The organism is Campylobacter sp. 10_1_50, assembly GCF_000238755.1.
Classification (GTDB): Bacteria; Campylobacterota; Campylobacteria; order Campylobacterales; family Campylobacteraceae; genus Campylobacter_A; species Campylobacter_A concisus_R.
The window spans coordinates 156880-176515 of record NZ_JH414887.1 but is presented as its reverse complement, the minus strand read 5'-3'; the positions used below and the strand labels follow the sequence as shown (position 1 = coordinate 176515).

The 19636-nt window shown below is 40.5% G+C and carries 19 protein-coding genes; 2 read left to right on the top strand and 17 right to left on the bottom strand.

What is annotated here, in order from left to right; translation table 11 throughout:
* From HMPREF1019_RS00855 to HMPREF1019_RS00835, 5 genes are all read right to left on the bottom strand, one after another.
* Nucleotides 1–1419, bottom strand: coding sequence for a COG3400 family protein (locus HMPREF1019_RS00855; RefSeq protein WP_009293779.1), 1419 nt, complete (start codon nt 1417–1419; stop codon nt 1–3).
* Nucleotides 1420–1522: 103 nt separating this feature from the next.
* Entirely contained in the window at nt 1523–2083 is a 561-nt protein-coding gene (locus tag HMPREF1019_RS00850) for an ABC-type transport auxiliary lipoprotein family protein (RefSeq protein ID WP_009293778.1), read from the bottom strand.
* The gene (locus HMPREF1019_RS00845) at nt 2080–3012 is read right to left on the bottom strand and encodes an MlaD family protein (RefSeq protein ID WP_002940905.1); all 933 of its coding nucleotides are present in this window, start codon (nt 3010–3012) and stop codon (nt 2080–2082) included. Before HMPREF1019_RS00845 ends, HMPREF1019_RS00850 begins: the two co-directional genes overlap by 4 nt.
* Nucleotides 3013–3753 (bottom strand): ABC transporter ATP-binding protein, encoded by a 741-nt coding sequence (locus tag HMPREF1019_RS00840; RefSeq protein WP_009293777.1) that lies wholly within the window; start codon nt 3751–3753, stop codon nt 3013–3015.
* Entirely contained in the window at nt 3750–4856 is a 1107-nt protein-coding gene (locus HMPREF1019_RS00835; protein ID WP_009293776.1) for an MlaE family ABC transporter permease, read from the bottom strand. Before HMPREF1019_RS00835 ends, HMPREF1019_RS00840 begins: the two co-directional genes overlap by 4 nt.
* Before the next feature lie 79 nt (nt 4857–4935).
* Here HMPREF1019_RS00835 and tgt point away from each other — a divergent pair, with 79 nt between their 5' ends.
* Both tgt and HMPREF1019_RS00825 read left to right on the top strand, forming a co-directional pair.
* Nucleotides 4936–6066 (top strand): tRNA guanosine(34) transglycosylase Tgt, encoded by a 1131-nt coding sequence (gene tgt, locus HMPREF1019_RS00830; RefSeq protein WP_009293775.1) that lies wholly within the window; start codon nt 4936–4938, stop codon nt 6064–6066.
* The gene (locus HMPREF1019_RS00825) at nt 6056–6754 is read left to right on the top strand and encodes a CorA family divalent cation transporter (RefSeq protein WP_009293774.1); all 699 of its coding nucleotides are present in this window, start codon (nt 6056–6058) and stop codon (nt 6752–6754) included. Before tgt ends, HMPREF1019_RS00825 begins: the two co-directional genes overlap by 11 nt.
* Nucleotides 6755–6815: 61 nt before the next feature.
* Here the strand turns inward: HMPREF1019_RS00825 and lpxD are convergent, their stop codons facing one another.
* From lpxD to HMPREF1019_RS00765, 12 genes are all read right to left on the bottom strand, one after another.
* The gene (lpxD, locus tag HMPREF1019_RS00820) at nt 6816–7802 is read right to left on the bottom strand and encodes a UDP-3-O-(3-hydroxymyristoyl)glucosamine N-acyltransferase (protein WP_009293773.1); all 987 of its coding nucleotides are present in this window, start codon (nt 7800–7802) and stop codon (nt 6816–6818) included.
* On the bottom strand, nt 7802–8263 hold the full coding sequence (ilvN, locus tag HMPREF1019_RS00815; protein ID WP_223155267.1) for an acetolactate synthase small subunit: 462 nt from the start codon (nt 8261–8263) through the stop codon (nt 7802–7804). The genes lpxD and ilvN overlap by 1 nt, the downstream gene beginning before the upstream one ends.
* A gap of 2 nt (nt 8264–8265) precedes the next feature.
* Entirely contained in the window at nt 8266–9960 is a 1695-nt protein-coding gene (locus HMPREF1019_RS00810; RefSeq protein WP_232210160.1) for an acetolactate synthase large subunit, read from the bottom strand.
* Between the two features lie 445 nt (nt 9961–10405).
* On the bottom strand, nt 10406–11413 hold the full coding sequence (gene mnmH / locus HMPREF1019_RS00805) for a tRNA 2-selenouridine(34) synthase MnmH (RefSeq protein ID WP_009293770.1): 1008 nt from the start codon (nt 11411–11413) through the stop codon (nt 10406–10408).
* Nucleotides 11400–11885 carry an HIT family protein gene (locus tag HMPREF1019_RS00800; RefSeq protein WP_002942290.1) on the bottom strand — a complete coding sequence of 162 codons (486 nt, stop codon included), beginning with the start codon at nt 11883–11885 and terminating at the stop codon, nt 11400–11402. Before HMPREF1019_RS00800 ends, mnmH begins: the two co-directional genes overlap by 14 nt.
* Nucleotides 11885–12670: an indole-3-glycerol phosphate synthase TrpC gene (trpC, locus tag HMPREF1019_RS00795; RefSeq protein ID WP_009293769.1), complete on the bottom strand. Its 786-nt coding sequence runs from the start codon at nt 12668–12670 to the stop codon at nt 11885–11887. The genes HMPREF1019_RS00800 and trpC overlap by 1 nt, the downstream gene beginning before the upstream one ends.
* Nucleotides 12667–13908: a tetratricopeptide repeat protein gene (locus HMPREF1019_RS00790; RefSeq protein ID WP_181000039.1), complete on the bottom strand. Its 1242-nt coding sequence runs from the start codon at nt 13906–13908 to the stop codon at nt 12667–12669. The genes trpC and HMPREF1019_RS00790 overlap by 4 nt, the downstream gene beginning before the upstream one ends.
* On the bottom strand, nt 13908–14273 hold the full coding sequence (locus HMPREF1019_RS00785) for a YkgJ family cysteine cluster protein (RefSeq protein ID WP_009293767.1): 366 nt from the start codon (nt 14271–14273) through the stop codon (nt 13908–13910). The genes HMPREF1019_RS00790 and HMPREF1019_RS00785 overlap by 1 nt, the downstream gene beginning before the upstream one ends.
* Nucleotides 14270–14977, bottom strand: a complete 708-nt coding sequence (locus HMPREF1019_RS00780) for a tRNA1(Val) (adenine(37)-N6)-methyltransferase (protein ID WP_009293766.1) — start codon at nt 14975–14977, stop codon at nt 14270–14272. The genes HMPREF1019_RS00785 and HMPREF1019_RS00780 overlap by 4 nt, the downstream gene beginning before the upstream one ends.
* Nucleotides 14974–17226, bottom strand: a complete 2253-nt coding sequence (locus HMPREF1019_RS00775; RefSeq protein WP_009293765.1) for a vesicular transport factor Uso1p — start codon at nt 17224–17226, stop codon at nt 14974–14976. Before HMPREF1019_RS00775 ends, HMPREF1019_RS00780 begins: the two co-directional genes overlap by 4 nt.
* Nucleotides 17223–18185: an NAD(P)/FAD-dependent oxidoreductase gene (locus HMPREF1019_RS00770; protein WP_002942343.1), complete on the bottom strand. Its 963-nt coding sequence runs from the start codon at nt 18183–18185 to the stop codon at nt 17223–17225. The genes HMPREF1019_RS00775 and HMPREF1019_RS00770 overlap by 4 nt, the downstream gene beginning before the upstream one ends.
* Nucleotides 18186–18209: 24 nt before the next feature.
* On the bottom strand, nt 18210–19550 hold the full coding sequence (locus tag HMPREF1019_RS00765) for a class II 3-deoxy-7-phosphoheptulonate synthase (RefSeq protein WP_009293764.1): 1341 nt from the start codon (nt 19548–19550) through the stop codon (nt 18210–18212).
* Nucleotides 19551–19636: the final 86 nt, after the last annotated feature.

Here is a 19636-nt window from a genome sequence, read left to right as displayed (position 1 = left end):
CTACTCACTTACTGGCACAAAAAGCTGTGCGTTTTGGCTTAGTTTTTTATAAAGTCTATTTAAATTTGTCGATAAAAAGGCAAAAGCGCTGCCATTTGCCACGCTCTTGCTAAACATCACAAAATGAAGCAGATCATTTGTGCCTTTTAGCTTCACTAGCGGGTTTTTGAGGCTGTGATTTTCTATCTTTATGCGCTTTGAAAAGAGCGTGCTAATGCTCTCAAAGTGCTCTTTTAACGCCTCATCGTCGCTATGTTTGTTATCAAAATAGTAAAATCTCATCTCCAAATCAAGCTGCGCGCAGCAGTCTGTAATGATAGCTGATTGATTTTCCACCTCTTGGCTTTGATCGCCTAGTATCACGCCCTCTTTTATATTTGAGAGTAAAATTTTGCCCGTTTTTAGCACTGGGATTTTAAGCTCATAAAATAGCTTTTGAAATTTAAAAAAGTATCTATTGTCGCTTATGATCAGTCCGATGTCGTGTTTTAAAACGTCATCTTTTATCGATTTATTATCGCTATTAAAATAATCCATCAAAACAAGGATGTTTTTCTCTTTTATCGCCTTTAGCGTCTCTAAATTTTCGCCTAAAGTTGGGTTTATCACTCTAAAGATAAGGCGTTTGTTATTTAGCTTTGAATGCACATATAAGCTATCTTTTATGAGTTTGCTAACTCGCTCTTTGCTCATTGATCTCATGTCGATTAGCGTGTAGATGTTGCTACCAAACGGACTTGGAAACTGCCCACTCTCGCGTTTTATTGAGCGATAAACGTTTTGAAGCACGTTTGGATCGCCAACGATTAGCAAGATATCGCTTGGCTGGATCATTGTGTTTGGCTTTGGCAAGATGATCTCAGCGCCCCTGTAAATGAGCGCTATCCGCCATCTTTTTTGAGCGATCGAGCTTACATGGCGATACATATATGAGCTGCCAATAGGTACCTTCACCTCCATGATCTCGCCCTCGCTAAAGCCGATATTATCAGCATATACAGGCATGTCTGGCAGATAGTCCATGAGCCTAGAAGCTGCGATATCTCTTATATCAACCACGCTTAAATGCTTATCGCTTGCAAAAGTCTCCTTGCACTTTTCATCAAGCTCCCACGAGTTCATAAAAATGGTCTCAGTCTTTGTGCTGATCTGTCTTAAATTTTCATAAACAGCAACCGCTTCATTTTTGTTCTCACTTACGATACAAAACTGGCTAAAATAGCCATCACTTATGCTCTTTAGCTTTGAAAGACTAGTTGGATCAAACTGATAAAATGTGAAATTTTCGTAATTTGCCTTTTGGCTGTGATCTTCATTTGAAACAACGATGTAGTGGTGTAAATTTGATTTTGCTCCAAGAAGTCTATCTAAAAAATTTCTTGCAAAAGCTCCACCAGCGATTATTAAAATTCTCTTCATTAATTCTCCGTATTTTAAAGCCGCATTATAACAAAAGGTCTTTAAAATAAGCTATTTTTGGCTGTAAATTTAAGCTTTCACAGCCAAAAAATTTAAGAAAATTTTAGTAGATTATTTCAGAGATTAAAGTATCGATAGCTGAATTTGCAGCCTTATTTATCGTCTCAAAAATGGTACTTGAGCTTGGGTCTGGGCAGAAAATTTCTTTTGTGATCATGCCTGATTTTAGCGAGGTGTTTGCGTTAAATAGCTCATACGCTAGCGAAACTTCGGCCTTGTCGCCTCTTATTTGAAGTGAGATAATGCTAACTTTTAGCCTAAGATCCTTTGCATTTGGTGAAAATATCGGCTTTGCAGCGCAGTTTGAGTAAAGTCCTTTTACGAGCGACTTATAGATCATCTCGCTTGGCTCAGAGACAAATTTAGCATCGCTCAGGTATCTTATCTTATTGTTTTCAGCGACGATTAGTATCTTTCTGGTATCGACCATATCAAGGGCGCTTACGTTTTCTATGAAGACATTTTTTAGCTCTTTTTGCTTGTTTTCAGCTGAGCACTCTTTGTTTGAGTAGTGAATTTCATACATAGTTGCCACTGGCACGTCGGTCTTTAGCGAGCAACCAAAAAATAAAAATGTAGCCGCTAGAAAGATTAAATTTCTCATTTTTTATCTCCTTTGTCATTTGGCACTGGATTTGTGAAGAAAAACTCATAAGGGTTGTCCTCAAGTCTTTGAAGCGCGCCTCTAAACTCACGTAGCGTCTTGTCAAATCCATTTAAAAACTCGCTGGCCTCTCTAAGCAGCGGAGAGACCGTGTTTCTAAGGTCATACTCGCCGTTTTTTACCTTTTGAGTGATGATATCTTGAAGCGAGCTATATCCAGTGACAGCCGAATTTGCTGATTTGAAAACTGAATTTGCGCTTGCGATTAGCGTGTTTAAATTTTTAGCAAGCTCTTTTGTGTCTGTTTTGTTTAGGCTATCAGTGAAATTTTTTACATTTTTAACGATACTATCAACCTCGCTTAGACCATTTTCATCGGTTAAAACCTGAGTAAATTTATCGATATTTCTTAGGATTGACTCGATGTGAGAGATATTTTCAGCTGAGAAAAAGCCATCAACCTTATCAAGGGTTTGATTTATCTTTAAAGTGATGTTCTCAGCGTTGTTTCCAAGCTTTGAAAGAAGGCTCTCTTCAAGCTTTAAGATAGGTTTATCGCCTGGTTTAAAATCCTTCGTGCCTCGGCTTATATTTATACTTGCCACACCGCTAATAGCCTGAACTTCTATGCTAGCCACGCTATCAGCCTTGATAGGCAGGTCCTCTCTTATCTTCATCGTGATGTTTATAAGAGCGTTTTTATCATCGACAAAATTTATATCGCTAACGCTTCCAGCTGGCACGCCGATAAATTTAACCGTAGAATCAACCTTTAGTCCGCTTGGCAGCTCGCTTGTGTGGATGTAATACTCCTTAAAATCAACCTTTGTATTATTTTTGCTAGTCATCCACCAGATAAATATAGCAAATGCTGTAAGGCAGGCTATGAAAAACATGCCGACAATGGTATAAGAATTTCTATTTTCCATCTACTTTTTCCTCATTTTAAATAGCTCTTCAAGTGGGTTGTTTTCAAGATGCTCAAGCTCTTTTATATCTCCCTCAAAGGCTATTTTTTTGTTATCTATTATCAAAAATCTATCCAAAATATCAAAAATGCTATCCGCATCATGCGTCACCATGACGACAGTTACGCCGATGCTATCACGAAGCTCTTTTATGAGCGCGTCCATCTGCCGCGAGCTAACAGGATCAAGGCCGCTGTTTGGCTCATCTAAAAATAGCACTCTTGGACTTAGCACCAAGGCTCTTGCAAGTGCAGCACGCTTTTTCATACCGCCACTTAGCTCGCTTGGATAGAGCATTGAGACCTCTTTTTTAAGCCCCACCTTTTGTATCCAAAACATCGCTATCTCATCGATCTGGCGCTTGTTAAATTTAGAGTACTCATGAAGCAAAACGCCTACGTTATCAAGGATCGTCATCGAGCTATAAAGCGCTCCAAACTGAAACATCGTCCCACTTTTTAGCTTTATCTCTTGTTGTTCTTGTTGGCTACTTTTCCACATATTGACGCCATCAAAAAATATATCGCCCTTGCTTGGCTTTTTTAGATATATCATCGTCTTCATAAGCGTCGTTTTACCAGCGCCACTACCGCCTAAAAAGCCGTAAATTTCAGCCTCTTTGACGCTCCAGCTCACATTATCGTGCATTATCTTGTCGCCATAACTTGTCGTTATGTTTTTTCCAACTATTATCTCGTTCATATCTTTAGCCACATAAAAATTATCGCGAAAAATGCATCAAGCGCAATGACCCAAAATATCGCATTTACAACGCTAACGGTTGTCATCGCTCCAAGACTTTGGGCGTTTTGACTAACGCCAAATCCCCTCATGCAGCCAATGATCGCTATCACCGCGCCAAAAAACGGAGCCTTTATCATGCCAACAGCAAAGTGCCTAAGCTCGACCATCTCGCGAAATCTATTTAGATAGTCGCTAAAGCTGATATCAAGAATAGTTTGGCAAATGATCATCTGTCCTAAAATGCTTATGCTATCAGCTATAAAGATGATGACAGGCACGCAAAGCACCATAGCGATGATGCGTGGCAGCACCAAGAAGTTAAAAGGTTCAAAGCCCATCGTCTTCATCGCGTCTATCTCCTCAGTTAGCTTCATAGCGCCAATTTGAGCGGTAAAACTGGAGGCCGACCTGCCCGCAACGACGATAGCAGCGATGAGCGGTGCGACCTCTCTAAGCGTTAGCATGCCCATGATCTCAACTATAAATATACTTGCCCCAAAGCTTGCAAGCATCGCACTACCAAGATAAGCAAGCACGACGCCTATCAAAAAAGCGGTGAGCGAGACGATGAAAACGGCATTTACGCCACCATCTTTTATGTAGTTGCTAAATTCTCTAAACCTTAAATTTGCGGGATTAAATAAAATCCTCACACTCTTTATCAAAAATTCGCCCAAAAACGAGCCAAACTCAAGCAAATTTACAAATCCCTCGCAAATTTTCTCTCCTAAGCGTGAGAAGAAATTTAGGCTATTGTGAGGCGGCATATAGTTAAAGTCGATCTTCTCGTCATTTAAAAGATCGCTCATCGCCTTTATCTTCTCATCATTTGTAATGATCTCAAATTTCTTGCCATTTAGCGTGTTTTTTAAAAGGATCAAAACGGCGTAATCAATGCTCTTTAGCTCGCTAAAGTCAAATTTAACATTGCCGTTAAGCTTTTGGATTTTTTTAAAAATGCTTTGTAAATTTTTTGCGTCTTTGTAGCTAAACTCACCTGCAAATTTTATGGTCGCAGTGCCATTTGCTTCGGTAAAAACGATATCATTTCTTTTTTGCAAAAAGTTCCTTTGCCTTAAAATTTCTGGATTATATTATAAATTTTGTTAAAATAAAAAATCAAAAATTTTAAGGACTTAGATGAAATTTGAAGTTATAAAAAAAGATGGCAACGCAAGGCGCGGCGTCCTAACAACCGCTCACAGCGTGATACAAACGCCAGTTTTTATGCCAGTTGGCACGGTTGGCGCAGTTAAAAGCTTAGATGCCTTTGATATGAGTGAAATTTTAGACGCAAAGATAATCTTAGCAAACACCTACCACATGTATCTGCGCCCTGGCAGTAAGGTCGTGCGTGAGTTTGGCGGGCTTCACGGATTTTCTAAATTTGATCGCTCGTTTTTAACTGATAGCGGAGGATTTCAGGCATTTTCGCTTAGGTCAAACACCAAAAATGACGATGGCGGGATAAAATTTAAGAGCCACATCGACGGCAGCACGCACTACTTCACTCCAAGATCCGTCCTTGATACGCAGTATGAGCTTGGCAGCGACATCATGATGATACTTGATGATCTAGTCGCCTTGCCAGCTGAGCCAAAAAGGATAGATCTAAGCATAAAACGAACGATAAAGTGGGCAAAAGAGGCGATTGATTACCACAAATTTATGCAAAGCAAGGGCGTTGGCTTAGAGCAAAATATCTTTGGTATCGTTCAAGGTGGCACCGACTATGAGGCACGTAAATTTTGCGCTGAAGCCTTAAATCAGATGCCATTTGACGGCCTTGCTATAGGAGGGCTAAGCGTTGGCGAGAGCAATGAGGCGATGTATGACACGGTTGAGGCGGTTATGCCATTTATGGATGAGCTTAGACCTCGCTATCTAATGGGCGTTGGCACGCCAGAGGACCTAGTCGAAAATGTCGAACGCGGCGTTGATATGTTTGACTGCGTTATGCCAACAAGAAACGCAAGAAACGGCACGCTTTTTACTAGCTTTGGCAAGATAAATATAAAATCAGCCAAATTTATAAACGACCACGCGCCGATAGACCCAGCTTGCCAGTGCTACACCTGTAAGCGCTACTCAAGAGGCTATCTAAACCACCTTTTTAAGGCAAGGGAGCTAACATTTTTTAGACTAGCAAGCCTTCACAACCTGCACTACTATCTAAATTTAATGAAAGAGATGAGAGATGCGATCGAGGTCGGCGAATTTGCTAAATTTAAGCGAAATTTCTACGCAAAAAGGAGCGCAGATGAGCTATAAAAACGTGGTTTGTGGATATTTTTATGGAGATGCATTTGACTACATCACTCTCATCTCGCCGTCACAAAAGCAAGTTTTTAAATTTTTATTTAAGGACGGCAAAATTTATAAAGAAGACTTTGATCATGAGTGTGATAAAGATATGTTTGAAGCTGCTCTTAAGGGACTTTGCAATGAATTTGCAAATAAAATTTTAGAGCACCAAGACGAGCTAAATGAATATGAGAAAATTTATGCAAGTCAGAAAAATTTTGACAAATTTATAAAAAGACACCACTTTTTAAAGTATGAGATCAGAAAATTTCAAAATAGTATTTCGCACTTTTACGAAGCACTTGCTATCTGCCAAAGTGAGCAGCAAGGGTTAAAAAAAGAGCTTAAAAACAGCATCCACGAAGCAAGTGTCTTTAAGACCATAGCCAACGAATATGCCTGCAGGGTCGAAGACATCTATACATTTATACAGAGCGCTAAAAACGACAAGATAAACAAAAATATCTACCTTTTAACGCTACTTTCGGCGCTATTTTTACCGTTAAATTTCATCACTGGCTTTTTTGGTATGAATACAAATGGCATGTTTTTAAGCTCATTTAAAGATGGCACATTGATAGTTTTTACCTTTATAGCGATGCTTTGTGTGCTATTTTTTATATTTTATTACAGATCAAATAAGGATATTAGTTAAATTTATGCGAGGCTTGGCAAGTTGATCCAACCTGCCAAGTAAATTTGAAGTTATTTTTTCTTTATGATGATATTCTAGCTACGTTATTACAATTTTTAGTTTTTCTAAAAAATCTAATCATCTTAGCCTGGATTTTGAACATCTCTGAAAGCTCCATTATCGGATAAGCCCCAGCGTATTTTTTGCCGCCAGGCAGGTCTTTACTAACGCCTCCACGTGCAGCGATCTGCGCAAAGTCGCCCACTTTTACGTGGCCAGCTGAGCCACTTTGTCCGCCCATGACGACATTTCTGCCCAGCACTGTTGAGCCAGCAAGTCCAGTTTGTGAGACGATGAGGCAGCCATTTCCAAGCTCGCAGTTGTGGCCTATTTGAACGAGATTGTCTATCTTTGTGTAATTTGCGATCATCGTGCTTTCAAAAACTCCACGATCTATCGTCGTGCAAGCGCCGATCTCGACAAAATCGCCCAAAACAACGTTGCCATTGTGATAAATTTTCACATGCTCGCCAGTTTTTGTATGCGCATAGCCAAAGCCGTCGCTGCCAATGACGCAGTTTGCTAGCAGGTGGCACTCGTTACCGATGACGCAGTCATTATAGATGACGACGTTTGGGTGGATGATGCAGTTTTTGCCGATAGTTACATTATCACCCAAAAACGCCCCAGCCATCACTATCGTGTTTTCGCCCACGCTCACGTTTGAGCCTATATAGACATTTGGCATGATAGTTGCGCTCTGGGCGATATTTGATGGTTTTGGCTCGCAAAAAAGCGGCTTTGCGTACTCTTTGCTAAGGATGGCAAATGCAAGATGCGGGTTGTCGCACACAAGCGCTACCATGCCAGCTGGCACTAGGTCCAAAAGCGATTTTGTTACCAAGATAGCTCCAGCGTTTGAAGTGCTTATAAATTTGGCATTTTTCTCGCCATCGCAGTATGTTAGCTCAGCTTTATTTGCATTTTTTAAAGAATTTAGAGCAAAAATTTCCAGGTCTTCCCCGCTAAAAGTAGCGTTTACTTTTAAGGCTATTTCACTTAGTTTCATCATATATCCATTATCACAGATCCGCCGCGTACGACGTCAACTGGGTTAAATTTCTTTATTGACTTTAAAAAGCTCTCTATCCTGCTCGCATCGTCAGCCACCATGACGACGATGTAGTTTTCGTTTGTATTTGTGACGATGCCATTATATGTCTTTAGTATCGCCTCAAGACCAGCAAAATTTTCACCAAGCGGGATTTTCACAAGAGCCATCTCTTTTTCGACAAATTCGCCACTTTCTATGACTTTATATGTTGGGATTAGCTTGTGAAGCTGTTTTACGATCTGCTCTAAAACCCTCTCATCGCCGCTTGTGACGATGCTTAGCCTTGAGAAGTTGCTCTCAGGTATCGGAGCGACTGTGAGCGTGTCGATGTTGTAGCCCCTGCCCGCAAAAAGTCCAGAAATCCTAGCTAAAACGCCATGTTCATTTAAAACTATAACCGAAATCGTTCTTCTGATACTCATTTTTCTTCCTTGCTCTTTAATATCATATTATAAATCGCAGCCCCTGCTGGAACCATAGGAAGCACGTCCTCAAAGCGGTCGATCCTCACGTCGATAAGTGCTGATTTTTTACTCTTGATCGCCTCTTTTAAAGCCTTTTTAAACTCATCTTTGCTCTTGCAAACAAAGCCAACGCCACCAAATCCCTCAACGATCTTTGTAAAATCAGGCTGCAAGCTAAGGTCAGTCGATGAGTAGCGCTTTTCATAAAAAAATGTCTGCCACTGGCGCACCATGCCAAGGAAGTTGTTGTTTAAGATGATGTTTATGACAGGGACATTTGTCTCATAAGCGGTCATTAGCTCTTGGATATTCATAAGTATCGAGCCGTCGCCTGTGAAATTTATGACTAAATTATCAGGCATAGCGCACTTTGCACCGATCGCCGCAGGGAGGCCGTATCCCATCGTGCCAAGGCCGCCGCTTGTGACAAACTGCCTTGCACGGTTAAATGGATAAAACTGCGCCACCCACATTTGGTGCTGGCCGACGTCTGTCGAGATGATTGCCTCGGGGCCTGCTATCTTTGCGGTCTCTTCAACCACCCATTGAGGCTTTAAGACCTTGTCGCTATCTGTGTAGCCAAGCGGATTTAGCTTTTGATATCTATCTAAAATTTCTCTCCAAGGCACATAGTTTTTAGGCTCACCTTTCACCTCTTCATAAAGCTCGCTTAGCACGTTTGTAAGGTCACCAACTATCGGATAGTGCGCGTTTATGATCTTTGAAATAGAGCTTGGGTCGATGTCTACGTGGATGATCTTTGCATGTTTTGCAAATTCGTCCGTTCTGCCAGTGACCCTGTCGCAAAACCTAGCTCCCAGCGAGATAAGAAGGTCGCACTCGCTAAGAGCCATATTTGAAGCGTAGCTGCCGTGCATGCCCGCCATGCCTAAGTTTAGCTCATCTTTTGCATCAAGCACGCCAAGAGCCATCAGCGTTTCGACTGCTGGAATGCCAGTTTTTTGCATAAATTTACGGATGATCTCACTAGCATTTGACGCGACCGCGCCGCCGCCTATGTAAAGAAGCGGCCTTTTGGCCTCATTTATCGCAGCTGCTGCTTTTTTTATCTGCTTAGAGTTGCCTTTGTAGGTCGGCTTGTAGCTTGGGATAGAAATTTCTTTTGGATATACAAAGTCGCCAAGCTTTGATGTGATATTTTTTGGGATGTCGATGTGAACTGGTCCTGGGCGGCCTGATCTTGCGATGTAAAAGGCCTCTTTTATGATGCGAGGCAGCTCCTCGACGCTATTTACTAAAAAGTTATGCTTAACACAGGGGCGTGAAATGCCGACCGCATCGATCTCTTGAAAAGCATCTGTACCGATCATAAATGTTGGTACTTGACCGCTTATAAGCACAATCGGAATACTATCGCTATAAGCTGTTGCAAGGCCTGTGACTGCATTTGTAAAGCCAGGGCCACTTGTCACAAAAGCAACGCCAACTTTACCACTAACCCTAGCGTATCCATCGGCCGCGTGAACGGCTGCTTGCTCGTGGCGAACCAAGACGTGCTTAAAATAAGTTTGTTTATATGTCTCGTCGTAGATATTTAAAGCTGCACCGCCAGGATAGCCAAAAACTATCTCAACGCCCTCTTCGTGCAAGGCTTCGCTTATCATCTGTGAACCAGAAATTTGTTTTATCATCACTTTAGCCTTTTGATAAATTTATCGCAAATTATATCCCAAAGCATTTTAAATCCATTTTAACTTTTTAGCGAAATTTGGGCGTTATCTTAAATTTTTTGAAAAAAATTTGAGTTAAAAAAGTGAAAAATACAAAATATTTTACATATATTTATGCATATTATTTTTAGTATTTTGATAAATTTGACAAATTTAGAGCAAAATTTAAAAAATAGAGGGGCGCCAATCCAGCCAATCCAATCCCAGATAAAAACAGATAAATTTAACCAGAAATTTCACAAAAATGACAAGAAATTTTATCTAGCAATTTAAAAACAGCCTTAAAATAAGCCATTTTTAAGTACAAAAACGATCTATCTTAAATTTAAAAGTAAATTTTAGCTAGCTATAAAAAGCTAAATTTAGAGGTGAAATTTACCCTCAAACAAAGCGCCAAAAGGATTTAAAATTTAGCCTCGGATCTCATCAAATTTAGCTTTTTTACAGCCTCTTCGAAGTCGTCAGAGCTTAAAAAAACATCAATGTTTTCATTTTTCTTATAGACTTTATCGTAGTATTTTGTGAGTAAAATTTCAGCCACTTTGGCGATGTCGTTTTCGTTAAATTTAGCCACCGCCTCATCTCTAGCCTCTTTGTCGATGAAGGGTGAAATTTTCTTTATACACTCATCAAAAAAAGCTTTATCAACGCTTTTATAATCGCTTGTGATGCATGAAATTCTATTTTCCAAGCTCGCACTAACCTCAACACAGATGCCGCAACGCATCGCCTCATAAAGGCTTTTTGGAAGTGTTAGCGAGCCGATCCTTCTACTCTCGCCCTCGATAAAGCAAATTTGATCTTTTAGCGTGATGAGCTTTTCAAAGAGCGCATCTTCAAAGCTTTTTTGGCTAGGCTGTGCGCCGTTTATCGCGCCAAAGACTGAGCCTAAGTGATTTGCCATCGCTTCAAGGTCGATTGACGGCGAGAGTGCCCTTATTAGCTTACTTTTATAGCAGCCAGTGTTGCCAAAAAGAGTGATAAATTTCGTGCTTAAAGGGCGCTCTAAAAACTCCAAAACATGGTTTCTATAAGCCTTATAGCCGCCATTTAATCTATAAATTCTATATCCGATCATGCTTAGTACATAGGCAACCGAGCTTGATCTAAGTCCGCCCTTTGCGCAGTAGATCCCAACTGCTGAGCCAACCTTAGCCCTTTTATAGACCTCATCGATGATATTTTGTAAATTTTTGCAGATGTATTTTGCGCCAAGGCTCTTGGCTAGGGCCCTGTCACTTTTGTAGATCGTGCCTACCTCTTTGTGCTCAGCGTCATCAAGTGCGTATAAATTTAGAGCATCTTTTATATGCGAGTAGGCATACTCGTGAGGCGATCTAGCGTCTATCAGGACTTCAAACTCGCCTCTTTTTTCAAGCCACTGCTCTATATCAAGCTCAAATAACGCCACTAAAAGCCTTTTTTAGCTTTTGATAAAGCGGATGAAACGGCGTGCCATTTACCCTGACATCGGCGATCGTTGTGATGAAATTTGTATCCCCACTCCACCTTGGCACAAGGTGATAATGCACGTGCTCAGCTATGCCAGCGCCTGCTGCTTTGCCTAAATTCATACCGATATTTACGCCTTGCGCGTGAAGCTCGCGCTTTAAAATTTCAACCCCAAGCCTTACAAATTTACTCATCTCAAACCACGTCTGCTCGTCAAGCTCCTCGATCTTGTCGGTGTGGTGATTTGGTATGATCATAAAGTGACCTGGCGAATACGGGTATAAATTCATGATCCCAAAGCAGTGCTTGGCACGAAAAAGCACGCCATTTTTCTCATCGTCCTCTTTTGAATTTATGACCTCGCAAAAGACACAACTATCTTTTTTTGCGCTGAAATACTCGCTTCTCCAAGGGGCACAAAGGTGCTGCATCACTCGCCCTCCTTTATCTTTTTAACGGCATTTTTTATATCATCTTGCCTCATAAAATGCTCTCCTATCAAGAAGGCATCAACTCCGATCTTGCTTAGCTCGCGAAGCTGCTCATGCTCGTAAAGTCCGCTTTCAGCGACTATTATCTTGCCATTTGGCAAAAGCGGCACAAGCTTCTCGCAAAGGCTCATATCCATCGTAAAATCATCTAAATTTCTATGATTTATCCCTATTATATTTGCTCCTGCAAAGACCGCCTTTTTCACATCGCTCGCGTCATGGGTCTCTACTAAGACCTCAAGCCCCAAGTGGTGCGCGTACTCAAGTAGCTCTTTTAGCTCGCCTTGAGTTAGAGCTTTGGCTATGAGCAGGATAAAGTCCGCCCCATAAACAAGCGCTTCTAAAATTTGATACTTATCAACGATAAAGTCTTTTCGTAGGATAGGCCTTGAAGCGTAGCGGCGAACCTGCGTGATATACTCTATGTTGCCTTTAAACCAGTGAGGCTCTGTTAGGATACTAAAAGCATTTGCGTACTGCTCGTACTCCTGAGCGATCTTGATCGGCTCGAAGTCCTCTCTTATCACGCCTTTGCTTGGACTTGCTTTTTTTATCTCGGCTATGATCTTTATAGGCTCATCTTTACTTGATCTAAGTGCGTCCAAAACGTCTCTTGGCACGTATGGGTTGTATGCGAGCGAGCGGCCCAGCCACTCCTGCGGATAGTCAGCTTTTCGCTTTTTTAGATCCTCTTTTGTCTTTTTTATGATCTCATCAAGTATCATTTTTTAAGCCTTTTGTTTAAATTTATTATGCAGCGTTCGATTAGATGCAGGTGCTCTTTTGCCTCTTTTGAAGTCCTAAAATCAACATCTTTCATCGCGTGGCTCATTATGCCCTTTGCCTTTTTGCACTCGCCAAGCTTGAAGTACCCCCACGCTAGCGAGTCCTCGTAGTAAGGCGAGTCTGGCGATATCTCAAGTGCTTTTTGCACCATCTCCACGCCCTTTCTAGGGTCTATCTCGTGGTCAATGAGTAAGTAGCCATAGTAGTTAAAAAACATATCGTTATTAAGCTTTGGCACGCTTGCTTCAAATTTATCTAAGATATCAGTGATCTTTTTCTCATCTAGGCTATCTTTATTCATCTCGTACTCGTAGATGGCGGCCTTTGCTAAGAAATTTAGATCCCTGCTATCGTTATAAATTTTAACCGCCAAAACGTATGCATCGCCAAAATTTCCAGTAGCAGCGTAAAGGTCCATCAGCGTGGCGTCGTTGTAGCCATATTTTTTCAAAATTTCAATAGCCGCTTTGTAATTTTTAGCATAGACAAAATACTGCACGATCTTGTCAAGATAAGAGGTGTCGTGAGTGATGTCGTAGATCTCTTCAAAAAGCTCGATCACCTTTGGGAAATTTCTTTGCTGAGAGTAAATTTCAGCCAAAAGCTCGCATGTCTTTTGAGTGCAGCCCTGCTCTTCACGGAATTTCTCGAGGTATTTTGTCGCATCATTTACATTATCCATGCGGTTTAAAAGTATATCAACGATGCGGAGTAAATTCTCCTCTTCAGGCTTTAGCGAGTATGCCTCTTCAAAGTATTTTAGCGCCGTTACCGTATCATTTTGCATCATGCAAATAGTGCCAAGCATGAGCAAATTTTGAGCGTTTGGCTCTTTTGTGGCAAGCTCTTGCATCAACTCTTTTGCCTCGTTTAGCTTAGAGAGATTGACTAAATTTGCAACCTTGATCCTGATAAAATCGCTATCATCTTTTAAGCTCTTCTCGCCATCACTCATGAGGCTATCTAAATTTTCATTTTTTGTAGCAAATGCTAGCTTGATCGCCTCTTTTAGATAGGTCTTTTGATTTGTCTCTTTAAAAAGACCTAGATAGGTCTGGATGCTAGCATTTACATCGCCACTATCTTGCGAGATGAGAGCTTGCATTAGGCGTAAATTTACACTTTTGTTATCATCTGCAAGCAGATGCGTGCTAAAAAATACGCTTATAAAAATCATTAAAATTTTACGCCAATGCATTCTGCTCTTAGCTCCTTTAAGTTTTTTTTAAAATAATCCCAAAACGGAAATGTCCTGCACTGCTTAGGTCTTAGCTCATAAACCGAGCAGTTTTTATTTTTCTCATCAAAAAATATGCAAGCAAAACCGTCATCATAAGGCTTTTCTTTTATGCTTCGCCTAAGCCCGACACGTATTAAAAATTTGCTCTCAAACTCATCTTTTGACATATCAAAAGCGGCACAAAATTTTAAAATTTCACCCTCATCTATCCAGATGTAGCCGCTCTCGCCAGTGCAGCATTTGCCCCCGCAACTCTCGCAAAAGTTAGGATCAAACTCATAGCTAAAACCATCAGCCCTCACGCTATCTCCTTGTAAGAGACGCTGTTTGTATCAGCTTTTTTAAATATCTCGCTTGCCTCTTTCGTGTGCGCGCCATCTTCGCTCATCACAAGAGGCGGCAGGACTTTTAGCTTTGAGTTTGAGTTGTTTCGCACTTCAAGCAAAGCCAAATTTGCTGGCTTATCCTTTTTGGTATGGACAAATTTTAAGCTCACCAAATTTAACTTATGCTCTTTTAAGCAAGCTGCTATCTCGCTAAGATCATCTGGTGCATAGCAAAAAAACGCCCTTTTATGTGGCTTTAAATTTACGCTTATGCCTCTTATAAAATCCTTTAAATTTAGTGAGCTTGCATATCTACTAACTTTTATGTGCTCATTTTGGCTTTTTGTAACACCGTCATGATAAAAGGGCGGATTTGAGATGATTAGATCAAATTTCTCACTATCTTTAAAATTTGCAAAATCAGCCGTTATAGCTCTAGCCTCTAAGCAGTTGCTCTTTGCGTTAAAGCTTGAAATTTCGCTATTTAGCTCCAAAAGATCAAGCATGCTTAGATCTATCTTTTTAAAGTCACGCTTAATCAAAAGTCCAAGTATCCCGCACCCTGCTCCAACGTCCAAAACTCTGCCAGAAATTTCGCCAAAGCTCGCGCAAATAAAATCATAAAGAACGAGCGTATCGCTGTTGTAGCGATAGCCATTTTCAAGCTGGGCTAAGATCATCTATAAACCTTGATGATAAAGCCGCGCGTCACATCTTTTACGATCACTTCAGAGCTAAAGCTGATCCTTGCAAAGTCGCCAAATTCCTCTTTTATAAGCTCAGCCGCAGCCTTTGCACGCTCCTTGCCAACGCCGTAATTTACGTAGTTATTTAGCTTGCCAAGGTCATCTTTTTTGATATTTTGAGCGACATTTGATGGGATGACAAAATTTTTCTTATCCACGATCGGGATGATCTCATACATATAGTTTGAGTTAAATCTCTGTAAAAACTCGCTCACTCTGTTTTTGCACATTATGCTCACTTTGTCCTTTGCGTCCATATCGTCGCACTCGATGCTAGAGATGAGGACGAGCTTTGTTGGGGTTTCAGGCTTTGTCGTAGCTTGTAAGATGTTTTTTAAATTTACATTTTCATTTTCAAGCTCGTCTTGTCTGTTTAAATTTTGCTCAATATCTTTTTGAAGCTCGATGATCTGGGCATTTACAGCTCCGCCTTTATGACCGCTCGAGCTTAGCTCACTTATCTTTGAATTTAGCCGCTCGATCGTCTTGTTGCTCTCGTTTAGCTTTTGCTTTGCATTTTCTAGTTCATTTTGCAAGCTTAGTAAATTTTTGCCGCCACTTTTGTTATTATCAGTTAAAAATGTTGAGGTATCAACTATCTTTTTTTGTAGCATATTTATCTGCTGGCGCAAAATTTCATAGTTTTGCATATCGATCTTTAGCGTTCTTTTTTGAGTTTCTAGCTCGTTTTGCTTGGCGATTAACATCTGGCTTGTCTTTGTGACATTTTCTTCAAGCTCTTTTATCTTTGCTTCTTTTAGATCAAGCTTTGCGCTTAAATTCTTTAGCTCGCCCTCGTTTGAGCCAAGTTTTTGCGACTGCAAAGAGATGGTTTGGTTTTGATCAAATAGCGTTTTTATAAATTTAGTTGTCTTTGTATCAAGTGCTTTTAGCTCTTCTTGGCTCTTTTTAAGGCTCTCCTCGCTTAAACTTAGCTTTTTGCTTAGCTCATTTAGAGTTGAGTTTGCGTCTAAATTTTGCTTTTCAAGCTTTTTATTTAGAGCATTTGCCCTCTCAAGCTCTTTTTTAAGCGAGCTTATGTTTTCATTTGCAAGCTTGTTCTCTTGCTCGCTTTTTAAACTCTTTTGTTTTAGATCATCAAAGCTTTTATGAAGTGCCGCAAGCGAGGCATTTAGCTCTAAATTTTTGCCATTATAGCTTTGCGCCATTAGATCTTTTGAGTTTAGGTTTTTCTTGATCTCTTCAAGCTCGTAAATTCTATCTTTTAGTGCGGTCTTGCTTGACTCAAGAGCCTCCTGCAGATCAATTATCTTATTTGCCTTTTTAGAAAGCTCATCCTCCATAACGCTCTTTTGCGTCTCAAAGCCATCATTTAGCGCACTTATCTCTTTTTCGTAGCTAAATTTTTGAGTGTCGGCGTCATTTTTAACTCGCTCGATCTCCTCTTTTAAAAGCAAAATTTCTTTTTTCTCGCCTCTATCTTTTTCACTTTGAGCTTTTTCATACTCTTTTATAAGAGCTTCTTTTTGCGCAAGTGTCGCGTTTAGCTCGTTATTTTGCTCTTTTAAAGCAGTGTAGTTTGCTTCAAAGCTCTCTTTAAATTTATTAAAGCTGGCCTTGGCATCTTTAAGTTTGCTCTCATCGCCATTTCTAGCGTCATTTATCGCATTTTCAAGGTCGATTATCTTTTTCTCATAAGCCTTTGAGCTCTCTATCATATCAGCTTGCGCTTCATTTAGGCGCTTTGTCAAAGCTTGGATATTTTCAAAGTGTTGCGCCTCAAGCTCGCCAAGAGCCTTTTGATTTTTTTCTACTATCTCATTTTTTTCATCTTCGTTATTTTTTCTCATCTCGGCGATCTTACTTATGAAGTCTAAATTTTTCTCGCTCATATCGACATTATCAGCGGCTAAAATTTCATTTTTTTTGCTTAGCTCGCGCACTTGCTCTTGAAGCTCTTTTACATTGTCTGATAAATTTAGATCCTTGTCATCAACAAAATTTTGCATGTAGCTCTTTGGCGTGATGTAGCCGCCATACTCGTAAAGATCGTCTTTACTTACATATCTTTGCTTCTCTTCTTCGGGGAGATCATCAAAATTTATAGAATAAATCGTTTGATTAGTATCTTTTGGCGCCTCGTCCTCTTTTTGAAATTTCAAAAACGAGAGAGAAAAGCCAGCTATCAGACAAACAATAGCTAGTGCGATTTTATTTATCAAGCTTGTGCCTTGCCTTTTAAGATGTCTTTGATAACGCTATGAGCGTGATTTAGTCCGACTACTATCGAGCCGCCATTTTTTAGCACGATGTCGCCTCCCACGTATAGTCCTGGCACGCTACTTTGGTAATTGCTATCAACTATCGGAGTGCCTTTCTCATCAGTTTTTATCTGACATTTTTGTAAAAAATCAACCGGACTTGAGCCACCGATCGCATAGACAACCCTGTCATAGACACGGATCTTGCCATTTTCATAATGCACTCTTACCTTGCCTGATTCATTATCGATCTCGGTTATATCGTGATTTAGCCTTACTTTTATCTTATTGTGCTTCTCAAGCTCCCAAAGTGCGCTTAAATTTGTCTCATTTACACGGCTAAATTTATCTTTTCTGTATGCGATCGTAGTTTTATTATACTGACAAAGCTCGATAGCATACTCAACTGCAGAGTTGCCACCGCCCACAACTAGCACTTTTTCGCCGTTTGTGCAGTTATCAAGGTTAAAATTTACAACTGAATTTAGTGATGGCGGGATCTTATAGTCAGGTTTGTTTGGTCGCCCCATTTTACCGATAGAGACCATCACGTTTTTGGCTTCATAGACAGCTTTTGAGGTAGTTACTTTAAAAATTTCTCCCTCTTTTTTTACGCTTTCGACCTCAGAGTTAAAAAACGCCTCGATATTCTCAGAGTCAAGTAGCTTGTCAAAATAATCAAGCGTGCTCTCTTTTGTGCCATCTTCAAACGAAACTAGCCCATGTATCGTGCTATCTTGCCCTTTATACTCTTTATCTACGCGTTTATTGTCTTTATAAAATTTTCTGATCGTTTGGCTGTGGTTGTCGCCTTTTTCAAGGAGCAAAACATTACTTAAGCCATTTCTTTTAGCCTCTACTACGCTAGCTATACCACAAGGTCCGCCGCCAACTACTATTAGATCATAAATATTTGCCATATTTTTCTCCAAATTTTATAAATTTTAAGCTTTTTTAACTAGATCAGCCATCAAAAATGCAAGCTCTAAAGCCTGATCAGCATTTAGTCTTGGATCGCACTGCGTCTCATATCTCTCTTTTAGCGAGCTTTCAGTGATGTTTAGCGCGCCACCAGTGCATTCTGTCACATCTTTGCCAGTCATCTCAAGATGCACGCCACCTGCTCTTGTGCCCTCAGCTTTATGAATTTCAAAAAAGCTTCTAACCTCGCTTAAAATTTTACTAAATTCACGAGTTTTGTAGTTGTTTGAGGTCTTAACGGTGTTGCCATGCATCGGATCGATGCTATAAACGATATTTAGTCCCTCGCGCTTTAGCTCTCTTAAAATTTTTGGTAAATTTTCGCCGATCTTATCAGCGCCCATTCTGATTATCACATTTAGCCTGCCAGCTTCATTTTCTGGATTTAGCTTATTTGCAAGCGCGACGACATCTTCTGCTTTCGCGCTTGGTCCGATCTTTACACCGATAGGATTTTTCACGCCACTTAAAAAATGCACATGAGCATCGTTTATACCACGCGTTCTCTCGCCTATCCAAAGCATGTGAGCTGAGCAGTCATACCACTCGCCACTAAGGCTATCAACCCTAGTTAGTGCCTCTTCATAAGGCAAAAGCAGTGCCTCGTGAGATGTATAGACTGCGGTTTGATTTATCGCTGGGGTATTTGCTGAAGTGATGCCACAAGCTGCCATGAAAGATAGAGTTTTTGTTAGATCATCAGCTAGTTTTGCGTATTTCTCGCCGATCTCTGGCTTTTTAACAAAGCCTAAATTCCACTTATGCACCTGATGAAGATCTGCTAGACCTCCTCTTGAAAAGGCTCTTAGTAAGTTCATCGTAGAAGCACTTTGATAGTAAGCCTCTATCATGCGTTTTGGGTCAGGAACTCTTGCCTGCTCGTCAAATTCAAAGCCATTTATGATGTCGCCTCTATAGCTTGGCAATTTAACGCCATTTACCTCTTCATAGTCACTACTTCTAGGCTTTGCAAACTGCCCTGCCACGCGGCCTACTTTGACCACCGGACAGCCACCACCAAAGGTTAAAACTATCGCCATTTGAAGTAGTACTTTAAACATATCCCTGATGTTGTTTGCGCCAAAATTTGCAAAGCTCTCAGCGCAGTCGCCACCTTGAAGCAAAAATGCCTCGCCACTACAAACTTTTGCAAGCTCATTTTTAAGACTTCTAGCCTCGCCAGCAAATACCAAAGGCGGAAGCGCTTTAAGTTTTTCTTCAGCCTCTTTAAGCTCTTTTAAATTTGGATAAGTTGGTTGTTGCAAGATGTTAAATTCTCTCCAGCTATCTCTGTTCCAAGTCATACATTTTCCTATCTTTTACCTTAATTTAGCGCTGATTATATCACGCAAAACTTAAAAAATAAAAGCCATTAATGGGTTATTAAAGA

Bases quoted from the DNA above. Each gene is read 5' to 3' on its own strand.
- HMPREF1019_RS00855 (WP_009293779.1), bottom strand. From the start codon at position 1,419: ATGAAGAGAATTTTAATAATCGCTGGTGGAGCTTTTGCAAGAAATTTT.
- HMPREF1019_RS00850 (WP_009293778.1), bottom strand. From the start codon at position 2,083: ATGAGAAATTTAATCTTTCTAGCGGCTACATTTTTATTTTTTGGTTGC.
- HMPREF1019_RS00845 (WP_002940905.1), bottom strand. From the start codon at position 3,012: ATGGAAAATAGAAATTCTTATACCATTGTCGGCATGTTTTTCATAGCC.
- HMPREF1019_RS00840 (WP_009293777.1), bottom strand. From the start codon at position 3,753: ATGAACGAGATAATAGTTGGAAAAAACATAACGACAAGTTATGGCGAC.
- tgt (WP_009293775.1), top strand. From the start codon at position 4,936: ATGAAATTTGAAGTTATAAAAAAAGATGGCAACGCAAGGCGCGGCGTC.
- HMPREF1019_RS00825 (WP_009293774.1), top strand. From the start codon at position 6,056: ATGAGCTATAAAAACGTGGTTTGTGGATATTTTTATGGAGATGCATTT.
- lpxD (WP_009293773.1), bottom strand. From the start codon at position 7,802: ATGAAACTAAGTGAAATAGCCTTAAAAGTAAACGCTACTTTTAGCGGG.
- HMPREF1019_RS00800 (WP_002942290.1), bottom strand. From the start codon at position 11,885: ATGCAGCACCTTTGTGCCCCTTGGAGAAGCGAGTATTTCAGCGCAAAA.
- trpC (WP_009293769.1), bottom strand. From the start codon at position 12,670: ATGATACTTGATGAGATCATAAAAAAGACAAAAGAGGATCTAAAAAAG.
- HMPREF1019_RS00790 (WP_181000039.1), bottom strand. From the start codon at position 13,908: ATGATTTTTATAAGCGTATTTTTTAGCACGCATCTGCTTGCAGATGAT.
- HMPREF1019_RS00780 (WP_009293766.1), bottom strand. From the start codon at position 14,977: ATGATCTTAGCCCAGCTTGAAAATGGCTATCGCTACAACAGCGATACG.
- HMPREF1019_RS00770 (WP_002942343.1), bottom strand. From the start codon at position 18,185: ATGGCAAATATTTATGATCTAATAGTAGTTGGCGGCGGACCTTGTGGT.
- HMPREF1019_RS00765 (WP_009293764.1), bottom strand. From the start codon at position 19,550: ATGACTTGGAACAGAGATAGCTGGAGAGAATTTAACATCTTGCAACAA.